The organism is Micromonospora sp. LOL_021, assembly GCF_048060215.1.
Classification (GTDB): domain Bacteria; phylum Actinomycetota; class Actinomycetes; order Mycobacteriales; family Micromonosporaceae; genus Micromonospora_E.
This window is the reverse complement of sequence record NZ_JBHMIN010000078.1, coordinates 1-20,504: the sequence shown is the minus strand read 5'-3', so window position 1 is coordinate 20,504 and position 20,504 is coordinate 1. Positions and strand designations below refer to the sequence as shown.

Genomic DNA, 20,504 nt, shown 5'->3' with positions numbered 1-20,504 from the left:
GGGCGGCGGGCCGGCCGGTGCCGCCGTCGGTCGGGCGGCCGCCGGTGCTGCCCGGCAACTGTGGCGCCGCGGCTGGGGAGGGTCGGACCGGGGGTCGGCCGGTCGGCCCCGGTGGCCGGGAGCCGCCCGGCGTCGGCCCGGTGCTGCCCGGCAGCGACGGGCGCTGCGGCGCGGGACCTCGGCCGGCCGGGTTGTTCGGCGGCGGTCCACCGGCTCCGGGCAGCGCCGGCCGGGGCGGACCGGGTGGCCGGAGCGGAGGGTTGGGGCGGTTCGCACCCGGCGGCAGTGCTCCGGGTCGGTTGACCCCCGGTGCTCCCGGTCGTGGCCCGGGGGTGACGCCGGGTGGCACCACCGCCGGTGGCGGGCTCGGCGCCGGGCCGGCACCGGTCTGCGGGAGGTTGGCCGTCGGCGGAGGCGCGGCCGGCGGGGCGACGGTGCCTCCGGCCAGGTGCAGCCCGTCCGGCACCGGCGGTGTTGGCGTGGGTGACGGCGCGCCCCGGTCCAGCCCGGGCAGCTCGCCACGCCCCGGGAACTCCGGCCGGGGCGGTGCGTCCGGCGCACCGGGCGGCGGCGCGCCGGGCGGCGGTGCCCCTGGGCCGCCGGGGGGCGCGACCGACGGGTGGACCACCGCCGCGTCGGTCGGGCCCCGGAAGGTGGTGCCCCGGGTGATGTGGCTCAGGTACACGTCGATGTACATGTCGGCCAACGGCTTGATGATGTCCCGGGCGCGCTCGAAGTAGTCGTCCATCACGTCTTTGCGGGTCCGGCCGGTGGTGCCCGGGATCCAGTCGTACGTGTCGGACCACTGCAGACCATTGTCCGGGTCGGCGGCCTCGACGGTGTACTGTTCCCAGAGGGTGCGGAACTCCTGCTGGGTCGACTCGATCTTGCCGGCCAACTGCTCCAGGCCACGGCGGTTGCTGTCGGCGGCCTCCTTCCACTCGTCGAGCGAGTAGAGGGTGGCACCCACCCGTTGCATGAAGTACTCACCGGCGGGTGACTGCCACTTGGCGGCCAGCGCCGTCGCGTACCGCTGCAGGTTGTTGCGGGTGCTCTCGAGCAGCACGCCGATCCGGTGCCACATGTCGGCGACGGCGATCACCCGCTCGTCGCTCTCGTTCTGGATCCAACCCCACATCGTCTCGATGTTGGTCGTCTCCTTGTCCCACACGGTGGGTTCGTAGCGCTGGTTCGGATCCGAGTAGTCGTGGACGACGTAGTCGCGCGTGGCGCTCACGTACGGGATCGACACCGGCTGCCAGCCGAAGTACTCGTCGGACATCCCCGCTCCTCGCCGTCGCTATCCGTGCTGCTCAGTGATCGGCCGACGGACTGTCGAGCTCGTCGTCGTGCATGTCCTCGTCGTCGGCGCGGATGTCGTAGGCACCGTCGCCCTCCCCGATCGTCTCGGCCTCGTACAGCGACAGGTCCCGGTCGGCGGCCTCTGGGGCGTAGGAGGAGGTCTCCTCGTCCGGATCGACCACCAGACTCGGATCCTCGACGCCGCTCTCCGGGTCCTGCCAGAGGCCGTCGAGCGTCTCGCCGCCTTCCAGGTTGGAGAATGCGGCGAAAATGGTCATCTGGTCGGCCGCGACCAGGGCGTCGCCGTTCAGGTACTCGGCGGAGATCGACTTGGCGGCGGTCGCCAGTGAGGCGAGGCCCTTGGCTACCTCGCCGAGCAGCAGGGTGGCCGCCTCACGGTTCTCGTCGTGCCGACCCTGGAAGAACCGGCCCTCGGACATCCCCGACCCGCCGAACGGCACCGGGATGGTGAGCATGTGGTTGATGCCGCTCGCCAGGCTCGGCTGGAAGTTGAGCCGCAGCTCGTCCATCACGCACTGGGCGAAGTCGTCGAGCTGCTCGATGTCGACGTCGATCGTCTCGTTGACCAGCCAGCTGTCGTCCGCCATGATCCCTCCCCCAGGCCCCACGTGCGCATCGGCATCCACAAAACTATCGCGTCACCGCAATCGTCGTAGACCGAGAGTCACGATGTGGACGGTAAATGGAGCAACTGGACGAGCCGGGTGCCTTCCCGCCTGGTGACCAGCCAGCCCCGCCCCGGCGGCAGCGGGCCGGGCCGGACGTTGCCGAGCAGCACCCCCTCGTCGCGGCTGCCGGACATCACCAGGCCCGGCGAGCTGAGCTCGCGCAGTCGCATCAGGATCGGCTCGTACAGTGCACGGCTGGCGCCGCCGCTGCGCCGGGCGATCACCAGGTGCAGCCCGATGTCACGGGCCTGCGGCAGGAACTCCAGCAGCGGCAGCAGCGGGTTGCCGCCGCCACCGGCGACCAGGTCGTAGTCGTCGACCAGGATGTACAGGTCAGGGCCGCGCCACCAGCTGCGGGTACGCAGCTGTTCCGGGGTCACGTCCGCCGGGGGCAGCCGGTCCCGCATCACGTTGACCACCTCGGTCAGCATGCCGGCGGTGACGTCCGCCGAGGTGCCGTACCCGATCTGGTGTTTCTCGCTGATGTCGCCGAGCAGGCTGCGCCGGTAGTCGACGACGATGAGCCGGGCCTGGGTCAGGTCGTTGCGGTCGGTGATGCCCCGGGCCAGCGCCCGCAGGAAGCTGCTCTTGCCGGACTCGCCGTCGCCGAAGACGATGAAGTGCGGGTCGGCGCCCAGGTCCAGGTGCACCGGTTGCAGGTCTACCTCGGCGATGCCGATCGGCACGCCGGGGCGTCCGGTGTCCGGCACCGAGTCGTACGGCACCACCGCCGGCAGCAGCCGCACCGGTGGCGCACCCGGGCCCTGCCAGGCGGCGGCGACGTCGGTGACGAACCGCCGGGCCCCGTCGGCGAGGGTCTCGGCGTCGGCGTCTCCGTCGGTGCGCGGCAGCGCGGCGAGGAACTGCATGCCGTCCGGGGTGATGCCCCGGCCAGGTGACTTGTCCGGCACGTTCATCGCCGCCCGCCGGTCCAGATTGGAGTCGCTGGCGTCGGCGAGGCGCAGTTCCAGCCGGGTACCGAAGACGTCGCGTACCGCCGGTCGCAGGTCCATCCACCGGCCGGCGCTGATCACCAGGTGTACGCCGAACGACAGTCCCCGGTTGGCGATGTCGTTGATCGCCGGCTCCAGGTCCTCGAACTCGGCGCGTACCGCCGCCCAGCCGTCGATTACCAGGAACACGTCCCCGAACGGGTCGTCGGTGTGCCCGCCGTGCCGGCGTTCCCGCCGGTAGGTGGCCATCGAGTCGATCCGGCTCTCGGCGAATCGGCGTTCCCGTTGCGCCATCAGCAGCCGCAGTTCGGCGATGGTGCGGCGGACCTGCCCGGCGTCCAGGCGGGTGGCGACCCCACCGACCTGCGGCAGGTCACGCAGCGCGGTGAGCGCCCCGCTGCCCAGGTCGAGGCAGTAGATCTGCACCTCGCGCGGGGTGTGGGTGAGGGCGAGCGACGACACGACCGTACGCAGCAGGGTGCTCTTGCCGCTCTGCGGTCCGCCGACGATGACGGTGTGCCCGGCGGAGCCGCCAAGCTCCAGCCAGAGCACGTCGCGGCGCTGCTCGAACGGCTTGTCGATGAGGCCGACGGCGGCCCGCAACTCGCCCTGCAGCGTCGGGCTGGCGGCGGTGACGCCGCGTTCGGGGTCGGCGACCAGCGGGGAGAGCAGCTGGTCGAGGGTCATCGGGTCGCCGAGCGGCGGCAGCCACACCTGGTGGGCCGGTTTGCCCCGGCCGGTCAGCCGGCTGACCAGGATGTCGAGCAGGCTTTCGCCGCCGGTGTCGGCCGGTTCGGGCGCCGGCTGCCGGGCGTCGGCCGGTAGCCGGGGGGCGACGTACTGGGTGGTGTATTCCTGGACCCGGTCGTCGCCGTCGCCGGCCGCGACCGCCTCGGCGGTTTTGCTGCGGTACGTGCCGGAGACGTACGCGGCCCGGAACCGTACCAGCGGTTCGGTGCCGAACCGCAGGTAGCCGTGGCCGGGGGAGCGGGGCAGTTCGTACGCGTCGGTGGCGCCGAGCACCACCCGGCTCTCCATCGCGGAGAAGGTCCGCAGGCCGATCCGGTACGACAGGTGGGTGTCCAGCCCGCGCAGCCGGCCCTCCTCCAACCGCTGCGAGGCGAGCAGCAGATGCACGCTCAACGACCGGCCGACCCGCCCGATCTGGACGAACATGTCGATGAAGTCCGGCTTGGCGGTCAGCAGCTCGGAGAACTCGTCACAGATGATCAGCAGCGCCGGCATCGGCTCCAGCGGTGCCCCGGCCGCGCGGGCCTTCTCGTAGTCACGCTGCGAGGCGTAGTTGCCGGCCGAGCGGAGCAGCTCCTGCCGGCGGACCAGCTCGCCGTTGATCGCGTCGGTCATCCGGTCGACCAGCGGCAACTCGTCGGAGAGGTTGGTGATCACCGCGCTGGTGTGCGGCAGCTTGTCCAGCCGGGTGAACGTCGCCCCGCCCTTGAAGTCGATCAGCACGAAGTTCAGCGTCTCCGACGAGTGGGTGGCGGCGAGCGCCAGCACCAGGGTGCGCAGCAGCTCCGACTTGCCGGAGCCGGTGGCGCCGATCAGCAGGCCGTGCGGGCCCATGCCGTCCTGCGCGGACTCCTTGAGGTCCAGCTCGACCGGGGTGCCGTCCGGGGTCAGCCCGAGCGGCACCCGCAGCCGGTCCCGGTTCGGCCGGGGCGTCCACGCCCGGTCCACGTCGAACTCGTACGGATCCCCCAGGTCGAGCAGGTCGGCCAGGTCCTGCTCCAGGTGCAGCGGCTGCTCGCCACGGGACGCGGCGGACAGCCGCAGCGGCGCCAGCTCCATCGCCAACGCCTCCGCCTCGGCGACCGTGCAGCCGTCGGCGGTGCCGATCGGCGCCCGGCCGTCCAGGGTGACGCTGGCCATCGACCCGTCGGCGGCGACATCGAGCACCAGCCGGGCCCGGTCGAGCACCCGGGGCGGCGGCTCGGACAGGTCGACGATGGTCACCCCTTCCACCCCGCCGTCGGTCATCAGGTGATCGGAGCCGGCCGGGTCTCCGCCGTCGAGCACCACCAGCAGGTGCGGCCCGGAGGCGGTGGCGGACCCGCCGCCGGTGAGGTTGAACCGGGGGCGGTTGGCGAGCACGTCGTCGAGCATCGCCTCCAACCCGGTCACCGTCGGCGACACCAGCCGCAGCGCGCCGGTCGCGTCGGTGCGGGTCGGGTGCAGGGCGTGCGGCAGCCACTTGACCCACTCCCAGTGCTCCCGCCGGGCCGGGGCCGGACAGACCGCCACCAGCATGTCGTCCGGCGCGTGGAACGCGGTGGCCTGGGCGATCACCGCCCGGACCAGGGCGCGGGCGGCGTCCGGGTCGCCGCGCAGATGCACCCGGGCGAAGCCGCGCAGTGCCATGTCCACCGGCAGCTGCGGCACGGTGGCGTAGCTGGTCAGGAAGCGGCGCAGCGCCAACGCGCACATCGGCTCCAGCTTCTCCAGCGCGGTCGGCGGCGGTGGGACCAGCGGCGTCGCCAGCTCCTGCGGCCCGAGACCCACCCGTACGGTGGCGAAGTCGGGGTCGCCACGGCGGCGTTCCCACAGCCGGGGACCGACCGGCACCGACCACAGCGTCTGCGGGTCCGGGTGTCGGTAGAACGCGGCTTCCCGCTGCTGGCGTACGGTCCGCAGCACCCGGCGACGCTGCCGCGACAGATGCGCCAGATAATCGCGCCGCCGCTGCGCCATCTCCTGCCGACTCGGCCCACCGGCCTGGTTGGACAGCTGGGTGGCGAGCATGCCGAGCGCGGAGAGGCCGAACAGGCCACCGGCGACGTAGCTGAGCGTCGAACCGCCCCGGCCGGCGTACATCAGCGCCATCGCGACCGAGCCGGCCAGCATCGGCAGCAGCATCATCAGCTGTGCCCAGGACCGGCCGGTCGGCGCCGGCAGCTCGGGGGGCGCGTCGAGCAGGACCTCGCCGGACGGGTACTCCGGCTCGGGTCGGCGCGCCGGACGCCGTATCACCACCGTACCCACGGATCGATCCTCCCCGTCGTCGTCACACCCGGACGCCGGGTCGCTACCGGCACCGATGGCACCGGCACATGGTAGGTAGCCTTCTCGAGTCAGGACAGCCCGCGCGGCTTGATGAGGAGTCAGCAGTGGTCACCCAGGCCGGAACCGGACTCGCCCGGATCGCCGTCGTGGCGCCGACCCGACGCATCGACCTCGCCCTGCCCGAACACCTGCCGCTGGTCGGGCTGCTCCCGGCGGTGCTGCGGCAGGCCGACGAGAACCCCTCCGACGGTACGGCCGACGGCGGCTGGGCGTTGCGGCGTACCAACGGATCCACCCTGGACCTCAACCGTACGCTCGCCGCGCAGCAGGTCCGCGACGGCGAGACGCTGCATCTGCTGCCCCGCCGCACCGAGTGGCCGGAGCTGGCCTACGACGACCTGATGGAGGCGATCGCTGCCGGTGCCCGGCGGCGCGGACTGTCCTGGACGCCGGCCGCCACCCGGCTGACCGGCCTGCTGACCGGGGCCGTTCTGCTGCTGCTCGCCCTGGTCGCGGTGGTGACCGCCGGCGGCACCGGGGCGGCCGCCGGGGCGGCCCTGCTCGGCACCGCCGCCGTCCTGGTCGCGGTCGGCGTGCTGCTGTCCCGGGCGATGGCCGACTCGCTGGCCGGCGCGGTGCTCGCCGCCCTGGCCCTGCCGTACGCGTTCGTCGGCGGTGCGGTGTCGCTGGCCGGCGGCGAACCGGTCACCGAGCTGGGGGCACCGCACCTGCTGGTCGGTTCGGCGGCGCTGACCCTGACCGGGGTGTTCGGCATGCTCGGCGTCGGAGACGCCGGCCGGGTCTTCGTGGCGGCGATCTTCACCGGGGTCAGCGGGACGACCGGTGCGGTGCTGGCCGTCGGGCCACTGGACGGGCCGCGCGCCGCGGCAGTGCTGGTGGCCGCGGTGACCCTGCTGCTGCCGGCGCTGCCGCTGATCTCGGTACGGGCCGGCAAACTGCCGATGCCGGCGTTGCCGCGTACCGCCGAGGACCTGGTCCGCGACGACCCGCAGCCGGACCGGGCGGAGATCTACCGGGCGACGGCCCGCGCCGACGAGGTGCTGACCGGCCTGATGTTCGGTACGGCCGTGGTGGCCGCCGCCGGGTCGGCGTTGCTGACCTTCTCGGCTACGGTCGGCGCGGTGCTGCTGGTCGCCGTGGTGACGGCCGGTCAGCTGCTGCGGGCCCGGCTGGTCTCGACGATCCGGCACCGGGTGCCGCTGCTGGCCGGCGGCCTGGTCGGTGTCGGCCTGCTGACCCTGGTCGGTACGGGTGGGATGGCGGCCGGTACCCGGCTGGCCCTGCTGCCGGTGGTGCTGCTGGTGGTGGCGCTGGTGCTGGCGGCCGGGATGGTCTACAGCCGACGTCCACCGGCGCCCCGGCTGGCCCGGCTCGGCGACGGGCTGGACGTGGTGCTGCAGCTGGCGGTGGTGCCGGTGGCCTGCGCCGTGCTCGGCCTCTACGGCTTCATGCGGGCGATCAACGGCTGACGGTTCCGGCTGGTCCCTCGGTCGGCCCGGCGAGCTGCTCCGGGCGCAGCGGTGGGAACGGTCCGCCACGGACCAGCCGGATCAGCGCCGTGTCGACGTCGTCGGCGACGTACTGGTAGCCGGCCCAGTGCAGCAGCAGGACTCGGCCGGCGCCGTCGACGACCAGCTCGGCGGGGCCGTCCGAGTTGCCGCCGAGCGGAAACACCGGATGTTCGTACTCGTCGACGAAGACCCGGGCCTCCTCGGTGACCAGGCCGCTGCGTACCGGGTGGACGAAGGTCGGGAAGCCGGCGTCGGCGGTGCCGTCCGAGCCGAACTGGGCGATGGTCAGCCCGCCGAACTCGGTCAGCGCCGCGCGGGCGACCGGCGTCATGACCAGCCCGTCGAGCTCACCCGCCCACCGGCCGGCCCACTGGTCGACCATCGCGGAGACGTCCCGGCCGGGAAACCAGCCGGCGGCTTCCAGCACCGGCCGGACGTCCGGCGGGAACCGGCGGGCGGCGGCCCGAGCGGCGGCGTACCGCTCGGCGACGACCGTCACCGGGACCGGCGGCCACTGGCTGACCTCGCCGGACTCCCGGTCGATCACGATCCGCGGCGACCCGGAACCGGGCGGCGGCCCAGCCGCCGGGCCCGCTGACTCGTCGGTGGGGATCAGCCAGGCGACGTAGCCGTGCTCGAACTCGTGCAGGCCGATCCGTTCGTCGGCGTTGGCACTGGCACCGTGGTCGGTCGCCCATCGTCGGGCCAGGTCCAGCGCCTCGTCGCGACCGAGCATCGATGTTCCCTCCGGGCTGCGGGCGAGACCCCACGGTACGCCGTCGTCACCGGAGCCTGTGGGAGGCGGCACGCCGCGTGAGCCTATGGTAGGCAGCACGCCGCGTGGTGCAGCCGCGCGGCGCTGACGGGTGGAAGGAAACCAGGCATGCCGTCGCGGCGCGACCAGGTTCAGTCGTACCAGTTCTTTGTCCAGCGGATGACGTCCGCGCTGGTGGCCAGGGACCCGGATCCGGCGGTCGCACCGTTCCAGCGGCTCGGCGGCGCGGGCCTCGGCGGGATCATGGTGGCGGTGCTGTGCCTCGGCGCGGTCGGTGTCTTCGGCTTCGTCGTCCCGGGTGGAGCGACCAGCTGGCAGGACGGTGCCTCGGTCATCCTGGAGAAGGAGACCGGCACCCGGTACCTCTACCGCGAGGGTCACCTGCACCCGGTGGTCAACTACGCCTCGGCGCTGCTGGCGCTGGAGTCATTCGCCCCGGTGACCGACGTGTCCCGCAACTCCCTGGCCGGTACGCCACGTGGCCCTCGGATCGGTATCCCGGACGCACCGGACGCGTTGCCCGACGCGAAGCGGATCCTGACCGGCGGGTGGACACTGTGCTCCCAGGCCGTTCCGGACGAGTCCGGTGAGCTGGTGAGCACCACGGTGCTGACCGTCGGCCGGCCGCCGGTCGGTGGCCGGCCCACCGGCGACGGCGCGCTGCTGGTCCGCGACGCCGACACCGGGCACCTGCAGCTGATCTGGCGGGACCAGCGGCACGAACTGGTCGACGAGGACATCGTCCTGGAGGGCCTGGCCCTGCGCTCCGAGCCGGTCGTGCTGGTCGGCGGGGCCTGGCTGAACGCGTTGCCGGCCGGGGAGCCGATCGGCAGCCGGCCGGTGCCCGGCCGGGGCGAGCCGTCGACCGCACTGCCGGACGCGGTCACCGGCGAAATCTACGTGGTCGAGAACCAGACCGGCGACCGGCAGTACTACCTTGCCGAACGGGACCGGCTGGCGCCGCTGACCGAGTTGCAGGCCGAGGTGCTGCTCGCCGATCCGGGCACCCGGGACGCGTACGGCGGCGAACCGCCGACCGCGCGGCCGGTCGCCGCCGCCACCGTGGTCGGCGCGCCTCGGGCGGCCGAGTCCGGGGAAACCGGTGCTCGAGCGCCGCAGCGCCGACCGGACATCCTGCGGCTGACCGACGGCCGGCAGAGCGTCTGCGCGGGCTACCCACCCGGCAGCCACCAGCCGCAGGTGCTGGTCGACGCGCAGGTCGAGCCGCCGACGCAGGCGATCGTCACCCCGGCGCGCACCGCCGACGGCGTACCGCTGGCGGACCGGGTGGTGATCGAGCCCGGCCACGGCGCGTTGGTTGAGTCGATGCCCGCCCCGGACGCCCCGGCTGGCACCCTGACTCTGGTGACCGACCTCGGTATCCGCTATCCGCTGGCGGACCGGGCGGTCGCCGCGATGCTCGGCTACCCCGAGGTGCAGCCGGTGCGGCTACCCGCCAGCCTGGTGGTACGGCTGCCGGGCGGGCCGGCGCTGGACCCGGCGGCAGCCCGACGACCAGCCTGATGACCCAGCCTGAAGGACTATTGTGGATCGACGGACGCCGGCCTGGTGGCGTCGGTCGATCGGTATCGGTCTGGCGTCACTGGACACAAGGAACTACCGTTTCCGTTGACAGATGGTGCGCCGGCGCACCATGCGGCACCGCCCCTCGGATTGCGGGGCATCCCACCAGAGGACGGGGTGAAGATCACCATGACCGGGATGAACACCAATACCGGGCTGATGGTTCAGACCGAGAAGGACGTCGATGACGTTGCGAACCGGCTGACCGGCAACCTGAACCAGTTGATGGACCAGCTCATGCCGCTCTACGACCAGTGGAAGGGCATCGGTGCCGGCTCGTTCCAGCAGGTGCGTCAGGCGTTCGACGAGGACATGGCGCGGCTGAACCTGGCGTTGCGGTCGATCGCCGAGGCGGTCGGTTCGGCCGGTAAGGACTACGAAGTCAGCGACGAAGAGATCAAATCCGAGATGGATTCGGCGGGGGCGACCGCCGGCCAGATCACCGCGGCGCTGAAGCTCTGACCGGAGGGATCGAGATGGACATCCGCTACGATTTCGCCGCGCTGAACAACGCCGCCGACAATTGCGGCACCGCGGCCAAGAACATGATTCAAGAGCTCGACGGCCTCAAGACCGGCATCCAGCCGCTGGTGGCAACCTGGGAGGGTGACGCGCAGACCGCGTACCTGACCCGGCAGGCGGAGTGGGAGTCTGCCGCCAACGACCTCAAGGACCTGCTCAACCGGATCGAGAAGGCGCTGCGCGAGGCGGCCCTACGGATGCAGGCACGCGAAGCGGCCAACCGGGCCAAGTTCGAGTAGACCGACTCGGTCACCGACCGACCGGTCCGGGCACCGCGAAGTACGCCTCCTGCGGATCGGTGCCCGCACCGCCTTGTGACGCCGCGCCGCTGCGGCCGACCGTCCGCCGGGTCGGCTGCCAGCGGCGGCGTCGGCCACCCGGCAGCGCCGCCACGGCTACCGCGACCAGCAGGATCAGCAACGCCGTACCGGCGGCCACCGCCACGGCGGTCTCGGTCAGCTGCTGCCAGCGGGCTGCCCGCCGCACTGCGGCGGCATCCGGCGCGACCGTCGGCAGCGCCGGTGCGGCGACCGGCTCACCCGCCGTCAACCGCTCGGTCACCGCCCGGTACGGGTTGACTACCCCGTGGCCGTAGCCGTCCGACCGGCCACCGGGCGCCGGATCCGCAGTCGCCGTCAGCCGCCGGGCTACGCCTGCCGCCGACAGATCCGGCTCGGCGGCCCGCAGCAGCGCCGCCGCCGCACTTGCCACCGGGGTGGCGTAGCTGGTGCCGGCGACCACCTGGTGCCCGGACACCCGGCTCGCCGCCACCACCGCCCCACCCGGGGCCACCAGGTCCACGTAGTCACCGACCTGCGAGTCCGCCAGCCGTACGCCGTTCTCGTCGATCGCCCCGACGCCGATCACCCCGTCGAACGCCGCCGGGTACGGCGTCGGATCCGGCGATGCGCCCTGCTGGTGGCTGTTGCCGGCTGCGGCCACCAGCACCACGTCGGCCCGGACGGCGCGCTCGACCGCTGCCCGTACCGCCGGGTCCGCGCGGTACATGATCAGCGACATGTTGATCACCTTCGCGTCGCTGGCAACCGCGAGGTCGATCGCCTCGGCCAGCCGGTCCGCCGGTGAGGCGGAGCCATCCTGCTGCGCCTGGATCCGCTCGGTGACCCGGATCGGAACGATCGTCACCCCTGGGGCGATGCCGTGGAAGCCGACGCCGTCCACCCTGGTGGCAGCGATCAGGCTGGCCACGGCCGTGCCGTGCGAGGCGCAGTCCACCGTGCCGTCGGCCTCGACGCCGGTCAGGTCGGCGCCGACGGTGACCTGACCGGAAAGTTGCGGATGGTCGTCGTCGACACCGGAGTCGATCACCGCTACCCGTACCCCCGACCCGTCGGTGACCGGCCAGCTGCGCTCGGGCGCCAACCAACGCTGATGCCAGGAGATCTGAGGGATCACCGGGCCGGGGTCGGCCGGGCTGCGGCAACTGCCCGGGGCGGCAGACGCCGGCGCCGCCGCGACAACGGACAGCACGCTCGGCGGGACGGTCTGCAGTACGCCCAGTAGTACGCCCAACGCGACAGCCGGCAGCAGGGTCGGTGACCGCATCAGCTGACCTCCAGACCTCCCGTACCGCCCGGCATCCTATCCAGCGGCGGCGACCAGCGGGCTCGTGCGGCTGGCACACATTCAGTATCGTCGTCCTGACGCTTCACCCTCGGTGCCCGGCAGCGCCCGGTGTGACGCGGCGACGGGGAGGGACACGATGGACGTGCACGGCCTGCGCGCCCGCGCCGACGAGTTGATGGCACAGTTCGACCGGATGCGGTCCGGCGCCGCCGACCTGCAACAGCGGCTGCGGGCGGTGTCGGCCACCGTCACCTCCGACGACGGGCTCGTCACCGTCACGGTCGGGCCGAGAGGGCAGGTGACCAAGGTGGAGCTCGACCCGCGGATCTACCGCCGGCCGAACGCCGCGCAGCTGTCCACCACGGTCACCGAGACCATCCGGGCCGCCACTGCCCAGGCGATGGCCGAAGTGGAGCAGCTCTGCCGGCCGTTCGTGCCCGACGCGCAGTTCCAGGCACACATGGATTTCGACCTCGAAGGCATCTTCCGACAGCTCGACACCGACCTGCCCGGAGGCGACCGGAAATGACCGATCCGCAGCAGACCTTCCTCAACCCGGACCTGGCCCGCCCGGCCGGCAACGCGCTCGGCGCGGCGGCCGAGACACTGGCGGCCGAGTGGGCCCGTGTCACCGGCACCATCCGGGCGCTCAACGAGGCCAGGCCATGGGGCGACGACGAGGCCGGCCGGACGTTCAACGAGCACTACCTGGACGGCGGTGACGAGGCCCCGGCGAAGGTGACCTTGGACGCCGGTGACGACCTCGTCGCCGCTTTCGCCGACACCGGGCTCCGGATCGTCTCCTCGGTCGACGGCACGGTCGACGACGACGGCGCGGTCGGCGACAGCTTCGGCGGCGGCAGGTAGCCCGGTCGCTGTCGGAGGGCCCACGACGTGGCGATCATCAATCCTCGGGAGTGGTTCGGCGAGTACGGGTGGGTCTGGGACGCCATTACCTGGGTGAGCGCCGGCGAGGCGTGGCCGACCGGTGACGAGGACCAGATGCGCGAGCTCGCCGCCGCCTGGCGTGAGCTCGAAGAGGTGGTACGGGTCGCACTGGCCGACGCCGATCCGGCCGCGCTGCGGGTCATCGAGAGCTGGGGCGGCGACGCGGGCGCCGAGTTCGCCAACTTCTGGCAGCAGGTCGGGGTCGGCCCCAACACCGGACTGCCGGTCCTGCAAAAGGCCGCCGCCGCCTTCGCGAACGGCTGTGACACCGCAGCCACCGAGATCGAGTACGCGAAGCTGACGATTCTCATCGCGGTGGCCATCACCGTGATCGCGGTGTTCGTGGCGTTGCTGATGGCCTGGCTGGGCGGCGTCTCCGCCGGTGCCATCCCCGGCATCCTCGCCGCCGGCCGGCAGGCGGTCACCGTCGCGTTCCGCCGGCTGCTGGCCCAGCTCGGCCGGCAGATGCTCACCCAGGCCGGGATGCGGGCCGCGCTGCAGGGTTCGGCCAGGATCGCCACCACCCACGTCACCCGCGCCGGTGCTCAGCGGCTCGGCACCCAGCTGGGTATCGAGCTGGCCGAGGAGATCGGCGAAGAGCTGATCATCGACATCGGCGCCCAGGCGTTCCAGGTCGCCCAGGGCAACCGCGACAACTGGGACGGCCGGCGGACCCTCACCGCCGGGGTCGGCGGCGCGTTCGGCGGCATGCTCGGCTTCGGCGGCAACCGGCTGCTGCGTAACACGGTCGCGCCCCGGGTGCCGGTTTCGTTCCGGCCGCCGGCAATGGACTTCCGGGGTGCTGGCGTCGTCCGCTGGGGCGGCAGGTCGGTCGCCGCCGGCATGCAGAACGCGGTCATCTCGCCGGCGGCCAGCGTCGCCGCGAACCTTGCCGTCAACCAGCAGTGGACCAACCCCGGCTGGCAGGGGGCGCTCGGTGGTTTCACCAGCGGTGCCGGTCGGGGTGGTGCCACCATGGCGGCGGCGTCCGCCGGCAGCGCGGCCGCTGGCTTGGCAAACCGGCTGGGTGGTGTCGCGCCGCCGACCGGCGTGCCCGGCACCGTCGACCTGGCCGGCAATGCTCAGCTGACGAGCGTGGACGCCGCCGGGCTCGACCTTGGCGCGCTCGGCGACAGCCCGGCCGGTGGTAGCCCCGCAGGTGGTAGCCCCGCAGGTGGTAGCCCGGCCGGTGACAGCGGGTCCGGCGCCGCTACCGCTACCGGGTCCGACCCGGCCAGCGGTACGGGCACCGCCGCCCCGGCTCCGGTCACGGCAGACACGACGCCGCAGACCGTACCGGATTCCGGGGCCGGTTCCATCTCGCTTGCCCCGACCACGCAGGACGCCCCGACGACCCAGGCGGCCCCGATGGCCGTCGACCAACCCGGCACGCAGCCGGCAGCCAGTGCCGAGCCTCCTCCGGTGGCCACCTCGGGTCAGCCGTCGGTGGTCGGTGCGGGGGACACCACCAGCCCGGTGAACGCGTCCTCGCCCGACGCGCCGTCGACCAGCACCGCCGCACCGGACATCACGTCGTCGGACGCCACGGCGGACGGCGTACGGCCGGCGCGGGCGGACGACGGGCCGCCGGTACAGGTCGCCGCCGGTTCCCCGGCCGGGGTCGGCACGTCGGCGCAGGCAGCGGCTCCGGCCGTGACCGCCGCCGGCCTGCAAAGCTCCCCGTCTACACCGGGTTCGCCGGCTGCGACGTCTGCGCCGGCTGCTGCGTCCACACCGGCTCCGACGTCCACGTCGGGGCCGGCTCAGCCCGGAGCCCAGACGACTGCCCAGGCCACGGCGGGGGCGTCGACGGCCGGCGGCAGCACCACGGCTGCTCCCCAGAGCTCGTCGACCGGCACCACCTCGGCTGCTCCCCAGAGCTCGTCAACCGGCACCACCTCGGCACCGGTCCGGTCACCGGCACCGGTTGCCGGTCCTGCTGCCGGACCATCCGCCGGCTCGGTCAGTTTCGGACCGGCTGTCGCCGCACCCGCCGCACCCGCCGCACCCGCCGTACCGGCTCAGCCCGGCCAGCCGGTCGGAACCCCGACCGCGACCAGCCCGATGGGGCCGACGTCGGCCGCGACCAGCCCGAACACGACGACCAGTCCGACGCCGCCGGTACTGCCACCGATCGGCCCACCGGTGTCCGCGCCGCCGCCGACCGCAACCACCGGCGGACCGGACCGGCCGTCCGACCCGGCACCCCGGCAACCGTCCGGCGGCACCACCGTCGACCCGCAGACCCTGCGCCGGTCGGCCGGTCCCACCGGCACCGGTACGCACAGCTGGCAGTTGGCCCCGGTCCAGTTCGACGGCGATCCAAACAGCACGGACGCCGACCAGGCACTCATCGACGCGTCCCGGGCCCTGGTCGACGCCGTCACGAGTGCGGTGACCCGACACCAGCAGCAGGCCACGCCCGGCGAACAGATCTCGATGGGCAAACGGCCGGGCGTGGTCGGGGCGTTGATGACCCGTGGCGGGCAGATCACCACACACAGCAGTATGACCGCCGACCAGAGCACCGACCCGGCCACCCAGCCGACGCCGCATCCGCTGGTCGAGACCGTCCTCGCCGAGGTCGCCCAGCAGGTCAGCCGGGTCGGCAGCGGGCACGGCCGGTGCGCCGAGGTCGCCCTGGTCTCTGATGTGGTGTACCAGCTGGAACGCCAGTGGCAGGATGCCGGCCGGATCGGTGACTTTGCTGCGTACGCCCGATCGGAGCTGGCCGGGGCGCGGATCGTCACCCACCAGTTCCGCCGTGCCCAGGACGTCGACGTGGTGTACGAACGCGGCGACTACCGACCACCCTGCCGGTCGTGCGGACCAATGCTCGACGACCTCGGCATCACCCCGGTGGTCGACACCGAACGGATGCCCGGCCCGGCCGTACCGCCGGACTCCGGTGCGTTGGGTGACGGCCGGGCGCTGCCGCAGACCAGACCGACCAGCGACGGGCAGGGTCTCGTACCGCCGGATCCCGCCGACCAGCAGGCGTTGGCCGACGCGGTCCCGGTCGGGCCGGACGGCCGTCCGGCCCGGTACCCCGACCCGCGCGACGGCCGCTGGCCGGAGCTGGTCAACGACGGCGGCCCGGCCAACCCGGGCCGCAGCACCAACTGCGCCGACGTCGGCCTGTCCGTCCTCGCCACCTGGTACGGCGACCCGCAGGTCGCGGCGGCGACCGGCGCGTCGATGGCCGCCGAGCCGGACAGCACCCGGCGCCAGGAGCAGTGGCTGGGAGCCCGGTTCGAGACCAATGGCCGAGGGCCGGGTGGGCTGGACGCGGTCGCCGACCAGCTGCGGCGCGCCGGCCCCGGATCCGCCGCGCTGATCATCACCAGCTGGACGGCGGCGGCCGGCGGCGGCGCACACACCTGGAACGCCGTCAACTACGACGGTCGGATCACCTGGATCGACGCGCAGAGCCGGCAGGTCTCCGACACCGCGCCGATCTACGGCAGCGACGTCGACGGGGTCTGGTCGATCGTCCTCGACGCCGACGGCAACCCGGTGCCGGCCGACGGCCCACAGACGACGGCGGCGTCGACCACCGGGGCGGCCAGTGAAGCGGTGTACCTCGACGCGCTGACCGAACCCGACCGGGGCACGCTGCTCGCCGAGCTGGCCGCCGCCCAGGCCGACGCCGACGCGATCCTCGCCGAACTGCAGACCATCGGCGACCGGCTCAACACCGACCTCGGCCTGGCCGGCACCGCCGCGCTCACCCCGCTGGGCAGCGAGTACCGGGTCAAAGGCGCCGAGTCGCTGGCCCGCAAGTTCAGCACCGACTTCGAGCCGAAGGGCTACACACTCCCGGAGGCGCTGGCCGAGATCAACGACGTGGTGCGGTTCTCCGTACGGGCACCGGAGACCGACGGGTACGGGCCGGCGGTCGCGGGAGTGCTCGACGCGCTGACCGCCAGCGGCCACCAGGTGACCGACGTCAATAGCTTCTGGCACCCCGGTAACCGGTTCTTCGGGCTGAACTGCACCCTCGTGTCGCCGACGGGCCGGACATACGAGGTGCAGTTCCCGACCGCCACCAGCTGGGCGATCGGCAAGCAGACCCACGGCCCGTACGAGGTGATGCGCGATCCGGCGCGGACCCCGGCCGACCGGATGCACGCCTTCCTCGACATCCTCGCCGTGAACAAGGCGCACGACATCGCCGGCCGGATGCCCGGCGGCATGCCGGTGCTGACCGAGCGGTACGGCCCACCGAAGGACACCAGCTTCGCCAAGTGGATCGGCAGGCAGGACCAGGCCGGACTGCGGCAGGACTACGCCGACTGGCTGGCAGCGGATCCGAGCCGCAGCTTCCAGCAGGAGTTGGCTGCGCGAGGATTGGACCCGTCCGACCTGCCCGGTTTCGATCCCGATGCGATAGGAAGCACAGATGCCAACCCTGACCTTTCGCTACCACCTGCTGTATCGGACGGACGACCAGACCCAGCCGCCGGTCAACGTGATAGCGGTGGCGGCCGGCACCGGGCCGACGCAGGCGGTGATCTGGGACCGTCCGACGTCGAGGTGGGGCTTCCGACCGGACGTGGCGGCCTCGATCCTGTACGCCAACCCGGAGCGCCACAGCGTACGGGCAGTGGACCGGGAGACGGCGGAGTCGGTGACCCGTCACTTCACGACGGTCCCGTTGCCGAGCGAGGCGGAGTTGACCCGCATCTGCCAGGAGACCAGCCGATAACTAGCGGCCCTGCTGCGGATACGACGAGCTATCTCGATCGGCTGTCCGACGCCGAGCGGCAGGAGCTGGAGCATGGCGTGGCGGCTGCGGGGGACAGCGCGCAGGCGATCCAGGCAACGCTGGACGACGTCCTTGTCGGGCTACGAACGATGAGTGACCTGACCGGTGTGCAGGAACTCAGGCTGCTCGGGACCGAGTATCGGGTCAAGGATCCGGAGTCGCTGGCCAGAAAGTTCGTGACAGAGCACCGCCCTGTTGGCGATGACATACCGGCCGCGCTCGCCGTGATCAACGACGTCGTCCGCTTCTCCGTGCAGACCCCCGCTGGGCCCGCCTACGGTACCGCGGTCGACCGTGTCCTCAGCGGCCTTGAGTCGGCTCATCATCAAGTGGTGACCGGCAAGGTCTTCTGGCATCTCGGCAACAGATTCTACGGCCTCAACGCCACTCTTCGATCATCTGAGGGTCAGCTGTACGAGATTCAGTTTCCGACCGAGGCGAGCTGGCGAGTCGGAAAAGCGACTCACGGATTGTATGAGGTACTGCGGGACAGGGACTCTCATTCGGCTGATCGCGTCAACGCTTTCCTCGACATTCTCGCGCTGAACAAGGCGGCCGGACTGGCCGACGGGCTACCCGGTGGTCTCGATGTTCTGGCAAACCGGTTCGGGCCGGCGCAGTTCAATGGACTTGCGGCGTGGCTAGGCAAGCTCGACTCAGGTACGGCCCCGGACAACACTGTTCGGCAGCGCTATGGCGAGTGGCTCACTACAACTCGACAGACTCTCGTCGACGTGCTTACGGCTCGGGGACTTGATTACACTGACGTGCCCGGATTCGGGCTGGACCGGAGAGGTGATGTGGGTGGCGGACTTGGAGTTCCAGTACTTCCTGCTGTACCACCCGACACGTCCGTCGGACCACCCGGCGAACGTGATCGCCCTAGCGAACCATCCGGGCCCGACGATGGCGGTGACCTGGGACCGACCGACCGCCAAGTGGAGTTGCCAGCCGGACGTCGCGATAGCAGTGCTGTTCGTGAACCAGGAGCGCAACAACTTCCGAGGAGTGGACCGGGCGACGGCGGAGTCGGCGACGCATCACTTCACGACGGTCCCGTTGCCGAGCGAGGCGGAGTTGACCCGGATCTGCCAGGAGGCCAGCGGGACCTGACTGCTTCTCTCGTCGCAAGCGACCCTTCGTCCGATTCAGTCGGGCATCCAGAGCCGACCCCGTACCTGGACAGCCTTTCGGCTAGTGACCGGGAGCTCCTGGCCACGGCTCTGCTTGCTGCTCGCCAAGACGCCGATGCCGCACTCGCAGACCTTGTTGAGGCGGCTGCCGAGGCCGGCGCGGAGATTGGACTCGTCGGGCCGGAGATGCTTACGCCAGTAGGTCTCGAGCATCGGGTAAAGCATGCTGAGTCATTGGCGCGAAAGTTCAAGGTAGAATTTGAGCCTATCGGGCTGGATCTACAAGGGGCGCTCGGCAAGGTCGGTGATCTAGTTCGATTTTCGCTCCTGGCGCCAGAGCGACATTATGGCTTAGCGGTTAGTGAAACGGTGGATGGCCTCGTTGGTCGGGGATATGAGGTTCAACAGGTTAAGTCTTATTGGAATCCGGGGAACAGGTTCTATGGGCTGAACAGTGTTCTTGTGTCTCCTGGTGGTCGCGTATTCGAGATCCAGTTTCCGACGGAACGAAGCTGGCTCGTTGGTAAGCAGACCCACGGCTGGTACGAGGTCGTCCGAGATCCTGTTCGGTCGTCCGAGAGCAGGGTTGAAGCGTTTCTTAATATCCTGGCGATAAACAAATCGACCGGGGTTTCGTCGCAACTTCCGGTCGGCTTAGATTTGATTGCTGAAGCCTATGGAAATTCGATCCAAAACGGATTTGCCAAATGGATAAGTGATTCCAGGCGGCGCAATGTTGCCAGTGATTTCGCGATATGGTTGAATGAGCAAGGAATCAGGTTTTCGGAGTTTGCCGGCCGTTTCGGTCTCGATCAGGCGGACTTCGTGGGACTCGTCGACCAGATTACACAAGGGAGGGTGTCGGCTGACTATGACGTTCACCTACTATCTGATGTATCCGCCAGGGGAGCTGGATGGGACTCCGGCGAACGTGCTCGCGCTGGCCCAGGAGCGCGGACCGGTGCAGGCCGTGATCTGGGACCGCCCGACGCAGAGGTGGAACTTCCGTCCGGACGTAGCAGCGGCGTTTCTCTATTCGACGCCGGACCTGGAGCAGACCAGGCTCGTCGATCGGGTGATGGCGGAGTCGGTGACGCATCACTTCACGGCGGTGCCGTTGCCGAGCGAGGCGGAGTTGACCCGGATATGCCGGGAGGCCAGCCAGACCTGACCGGCATCCGGCCGGTGTCCGGTGAGGGCCGCGATACCGGGTCAACGAGCCTGGCGTCGGCGAATGCCGCAGGTGAGTCGATGACGTTGCCGGAGCAGGGAGGGGTAGTCGATGACCGAGGACGAGGCCAGAGCACTGATCAGCAGACTGCTGGGCAGCAGGAACCCGATCGAGATGTATCCGTTCGAGTTCGGCTGGCTGGTCCGGGAGGAGTTGTCGACCCAGGAACGGCAAGCCGGGATGCACATCGGTCAGGGGAGCTTCATCGTGGACCTGACGGGCGTGGTGACCGCCCAGCCGAGCCTGCCGGCGACGGTGGTGGTCGAGGAGTACGCGGCGGAGCGTCGGCAGGGCCGGATCTCGGGTCGGCAGGTGTGGCCGGAGCCGGGCCCGCCACCGGAGTAGCCGACCGGGCCGTACCGGCGGAGGACGGCGATGCGCCGCTGGCCGGCTCGCGTCCGGTTGGTCCGTTGAATTTGGCGCCGTTGGAGGATGTGGGTTTTCAGGCTGATCTTGAGG

The 20,504-nt window shown here is 71.5% G+C and carries 15 protein-coding genes and 1 pseudogene; 7 read left to right on the top strand and 9 right to left on the bottom strand.

All coding sequences use genetic code 11. The features are described 5' to 3' along the window. From ACFHWT_RS29555 to eccCa, 3 genes and pseudogenes are all read right to left on the bottom strand, one after another. Positions 1-1,282: pseudogene (locus ACFHWT_RS29555) on the bottom strand (hypothetical protein); the annotation flags it as partial. A 31-nt stretch (positions 1,283-1,313) separates the two neighbouring features. Continuing rightward, complete coding sequence (locus tag ACFHWT_RS29550; protein ID WP_416597938.1) at positions 1,314-1,910, bottom strand: hypothetical protein; 597 nt, start codon at positions 1,908-1,910, stop codon at positions 1,314-1,316. A 77-nt stretch (positions 1,911-1,987) separates the two neighbouring features. Continuing rightward, positions 1,988-5,944 (bottom strand): type VII secretion protein EccCa, encoded by a 3,957-nt coding sequence (gene eccCa, locus ACFHWT_RS29545; protein WP_416597937.1) that lies wholly within the window; start codon positions 5,942-5,944, stop codon positions 1,988-1,990. A 125-nt stretch (positions 5,945-6,069) separates the two neighbouring features. Between eccCa and eccD the strand changes: the two genes are divergently transcribed. Then, on the top strand, positions 6,070-7,455 hold the full coding sequence (eccD, locus tag ACFHWT_RS29540) for a type VII secretion integral membrane protein EccD (RefSeq protein ID WP_416597936.1): 1,386 nt from the start codon (positions 6,070-6,072) through the stop codon (positions 7,453-7,455). Here the strand turns inward: eccD and ACFHWT_RS29535 are convergent. Beyond that, on the bottom strand, positions 7,445-8,305 hold the full coding sequence (locus ACFHWT_RS29535; RefSeq protein ID WP_416597935.1) for an SUKH-3 domain-containing protein: 861 nt from the start codon (positions 8,303-8,305) through the stop codon (positions 7,445-7,447). The two genes, eccD and ACFHWT_RS29535, sit on opposite strands and share 11 nt — an antisense overlap. Positions 8,306-8,380: 75 nt before the next feature. Here ACFHWT_RS29535 and eccB point away from each other — a divergent pair, with 75 nt between their 5' ends. From eccB to ACFHWT_RS29520, 3 genes are all read left to right on the top strand, one after another. After that, positions 8,381-9,796 carry a type VII secretion protein EccB gene (gene eccB, locus ACFHWT_RS29530; RefSeq protein WP_416597934.1) on the top strand — a complete coding sequence of 472 codons (1,416 nt, stop codon included), beginning with the start codon at positions 8,381-8,383 and terminating at the stop codon, positions 9,794-9,796. A 198-nt stretch (positions 9,797-9,994) separates the two neighbouring features. Beyond that, entirely contained in the window at positions 9,995-10,318 is a 324-nt protein-coding gene (locus ACFHWT_RS29525; RefSeq protein WP_416597939.1) for a WXG100 family type VII secretion target, read from the top strand. Positions 10,319-10,332: 14 nt separating this feature from the next. After that, the gene (locus tag ACFHWT_RS29520) at positions 10,333-10,617 is read left to right on the top strand and encodes a WXG100 family type VII secretion target (RefSeq protein ID WP_416597933.1); all 285 of its coding nucleotides are present in this window, start codon (positions 10,333-10,335) and stop codon (positions 10,615-10,617) included. Positions 10,618-10,627: 10 nt separating this feature from the next. Here the strand turns inward: ACFHWT_RS29520 and mycP are convergent, their stop codons facing one another. Next, a complete protein-coding gene (gene mycP / locus ACFHWT_RS29515; RefSeq protein ID WP_416597932.1) occupies positions 10,628-11,944 on the bottom strand; it encodes a type VII secretion-associated serine protease mycosin in 1,317 nt (438 codons plus the stop codon). A 157-nt stretch (positions 11,945-12,101) separates the two neighbouring features. Here mycP and ACFHWT_RS29510 point away from each other — a divergent pair, with 157 nt between their 5' ends. Both ACFHWT_RS29510 and ACFHWT_RS29505 read left to right on the top strand, forming a co-directional pair. Beyond that, on the top strand, positions 12,102-12,494 hold the full coding sequence (locus ACFHWT_RS29510; RefSeq protein ID WP_416597931.1) for a YbaB/EbfC family nucleoid-associated protein: 393 nt from the start codon (positions 12,102-12,104) through the stop codon (positions 12,492-12,494). Continuing rightward, a complete protein-coding gene (locus ACFHWT_RS29505) occupies positions 12,491-12,832 on the top strand; it encodes a hypothetical protein (RefSeq protein WP_416597930.1) in 342 nt (113 codons plus the stop codon). The genes ACFHWT_RS29510 and ACFHWT_RS29505 overlap by 4 nt, the downstream gene beginning before the upstream one ends. A 626-nt stretch (positions 12,833-13,458) precedes the next feature. On the opposite strand, the gene ACFHWT_RS29500 is transcribed toward ACFHWT_RS29505, so the two are convergent. From ACFHWT_RS29500 to ACFHWT_RS29485, 4 genes are all read right to left on the bottom strand, one after another. After that, complete coding sequence (locus ACFHWT_RS29500; protein WP_416597929.1) at positions 13,459-13,974, bottom strand: hypothetical protein; 516 nt, start codon at positions 13,972-13,974, stop codon at positions 13,459-13,461. A 375-nt stretch (positions 13,975-14,349) separates the two neighbouring features. Next, on the bottom strand, positions 14,350-14,646 hold the full coding sequence (locus tag ACFHWT_RS29495) for a hypothetical protein (RefSeq protein ID WP_416597928.1): 297 nt from the start codon (positions 14,644-14,646) through the stop codon (positions 14,350-14,352). 30 nt (positions 14,647-14,676) lie between these two features. Continuing rightward, the gene (locus tag ACFHWT_RS29490; RefSeq protein ID WP_416597927.1) at positions 14,677-14,808 is read right to left on the bottom strand and encodes a hypothetical protein; all 132 of its coding nucleotides are present in this window, start codon (positions 14,806-14,808) and stop codon (positions 14,677-14,679) included. Between the two features lie 126 nt (positions 14,809-14,934). Next, the gene (locus ACFHWT_RS29485; protein ID WP_416597926.1) at positions 14,935-15,267 is read right to left on the bottom strand and encodes a hypothetical protein; all 333 of its coding nucleotides are present in this window, start codon (positions 15,265-15,267) and stop codon (positions 14,935-14,937) included. A gap of 103 nt (positions 15,268-15,370) precedes the next feature. Here ACFHWT_RS29485 and ACFHWT_RS29480 point away from each other — a divergent pair. Continuing rightward, positions 15,371-20,504 (top strand): toxin glutamine deamidase domain-containing protein (locus ACFHWT_RS29480; protein ID WP_416597925.1); only part of this gene is annotated, 5,134 nt, incomplete at its 3' end.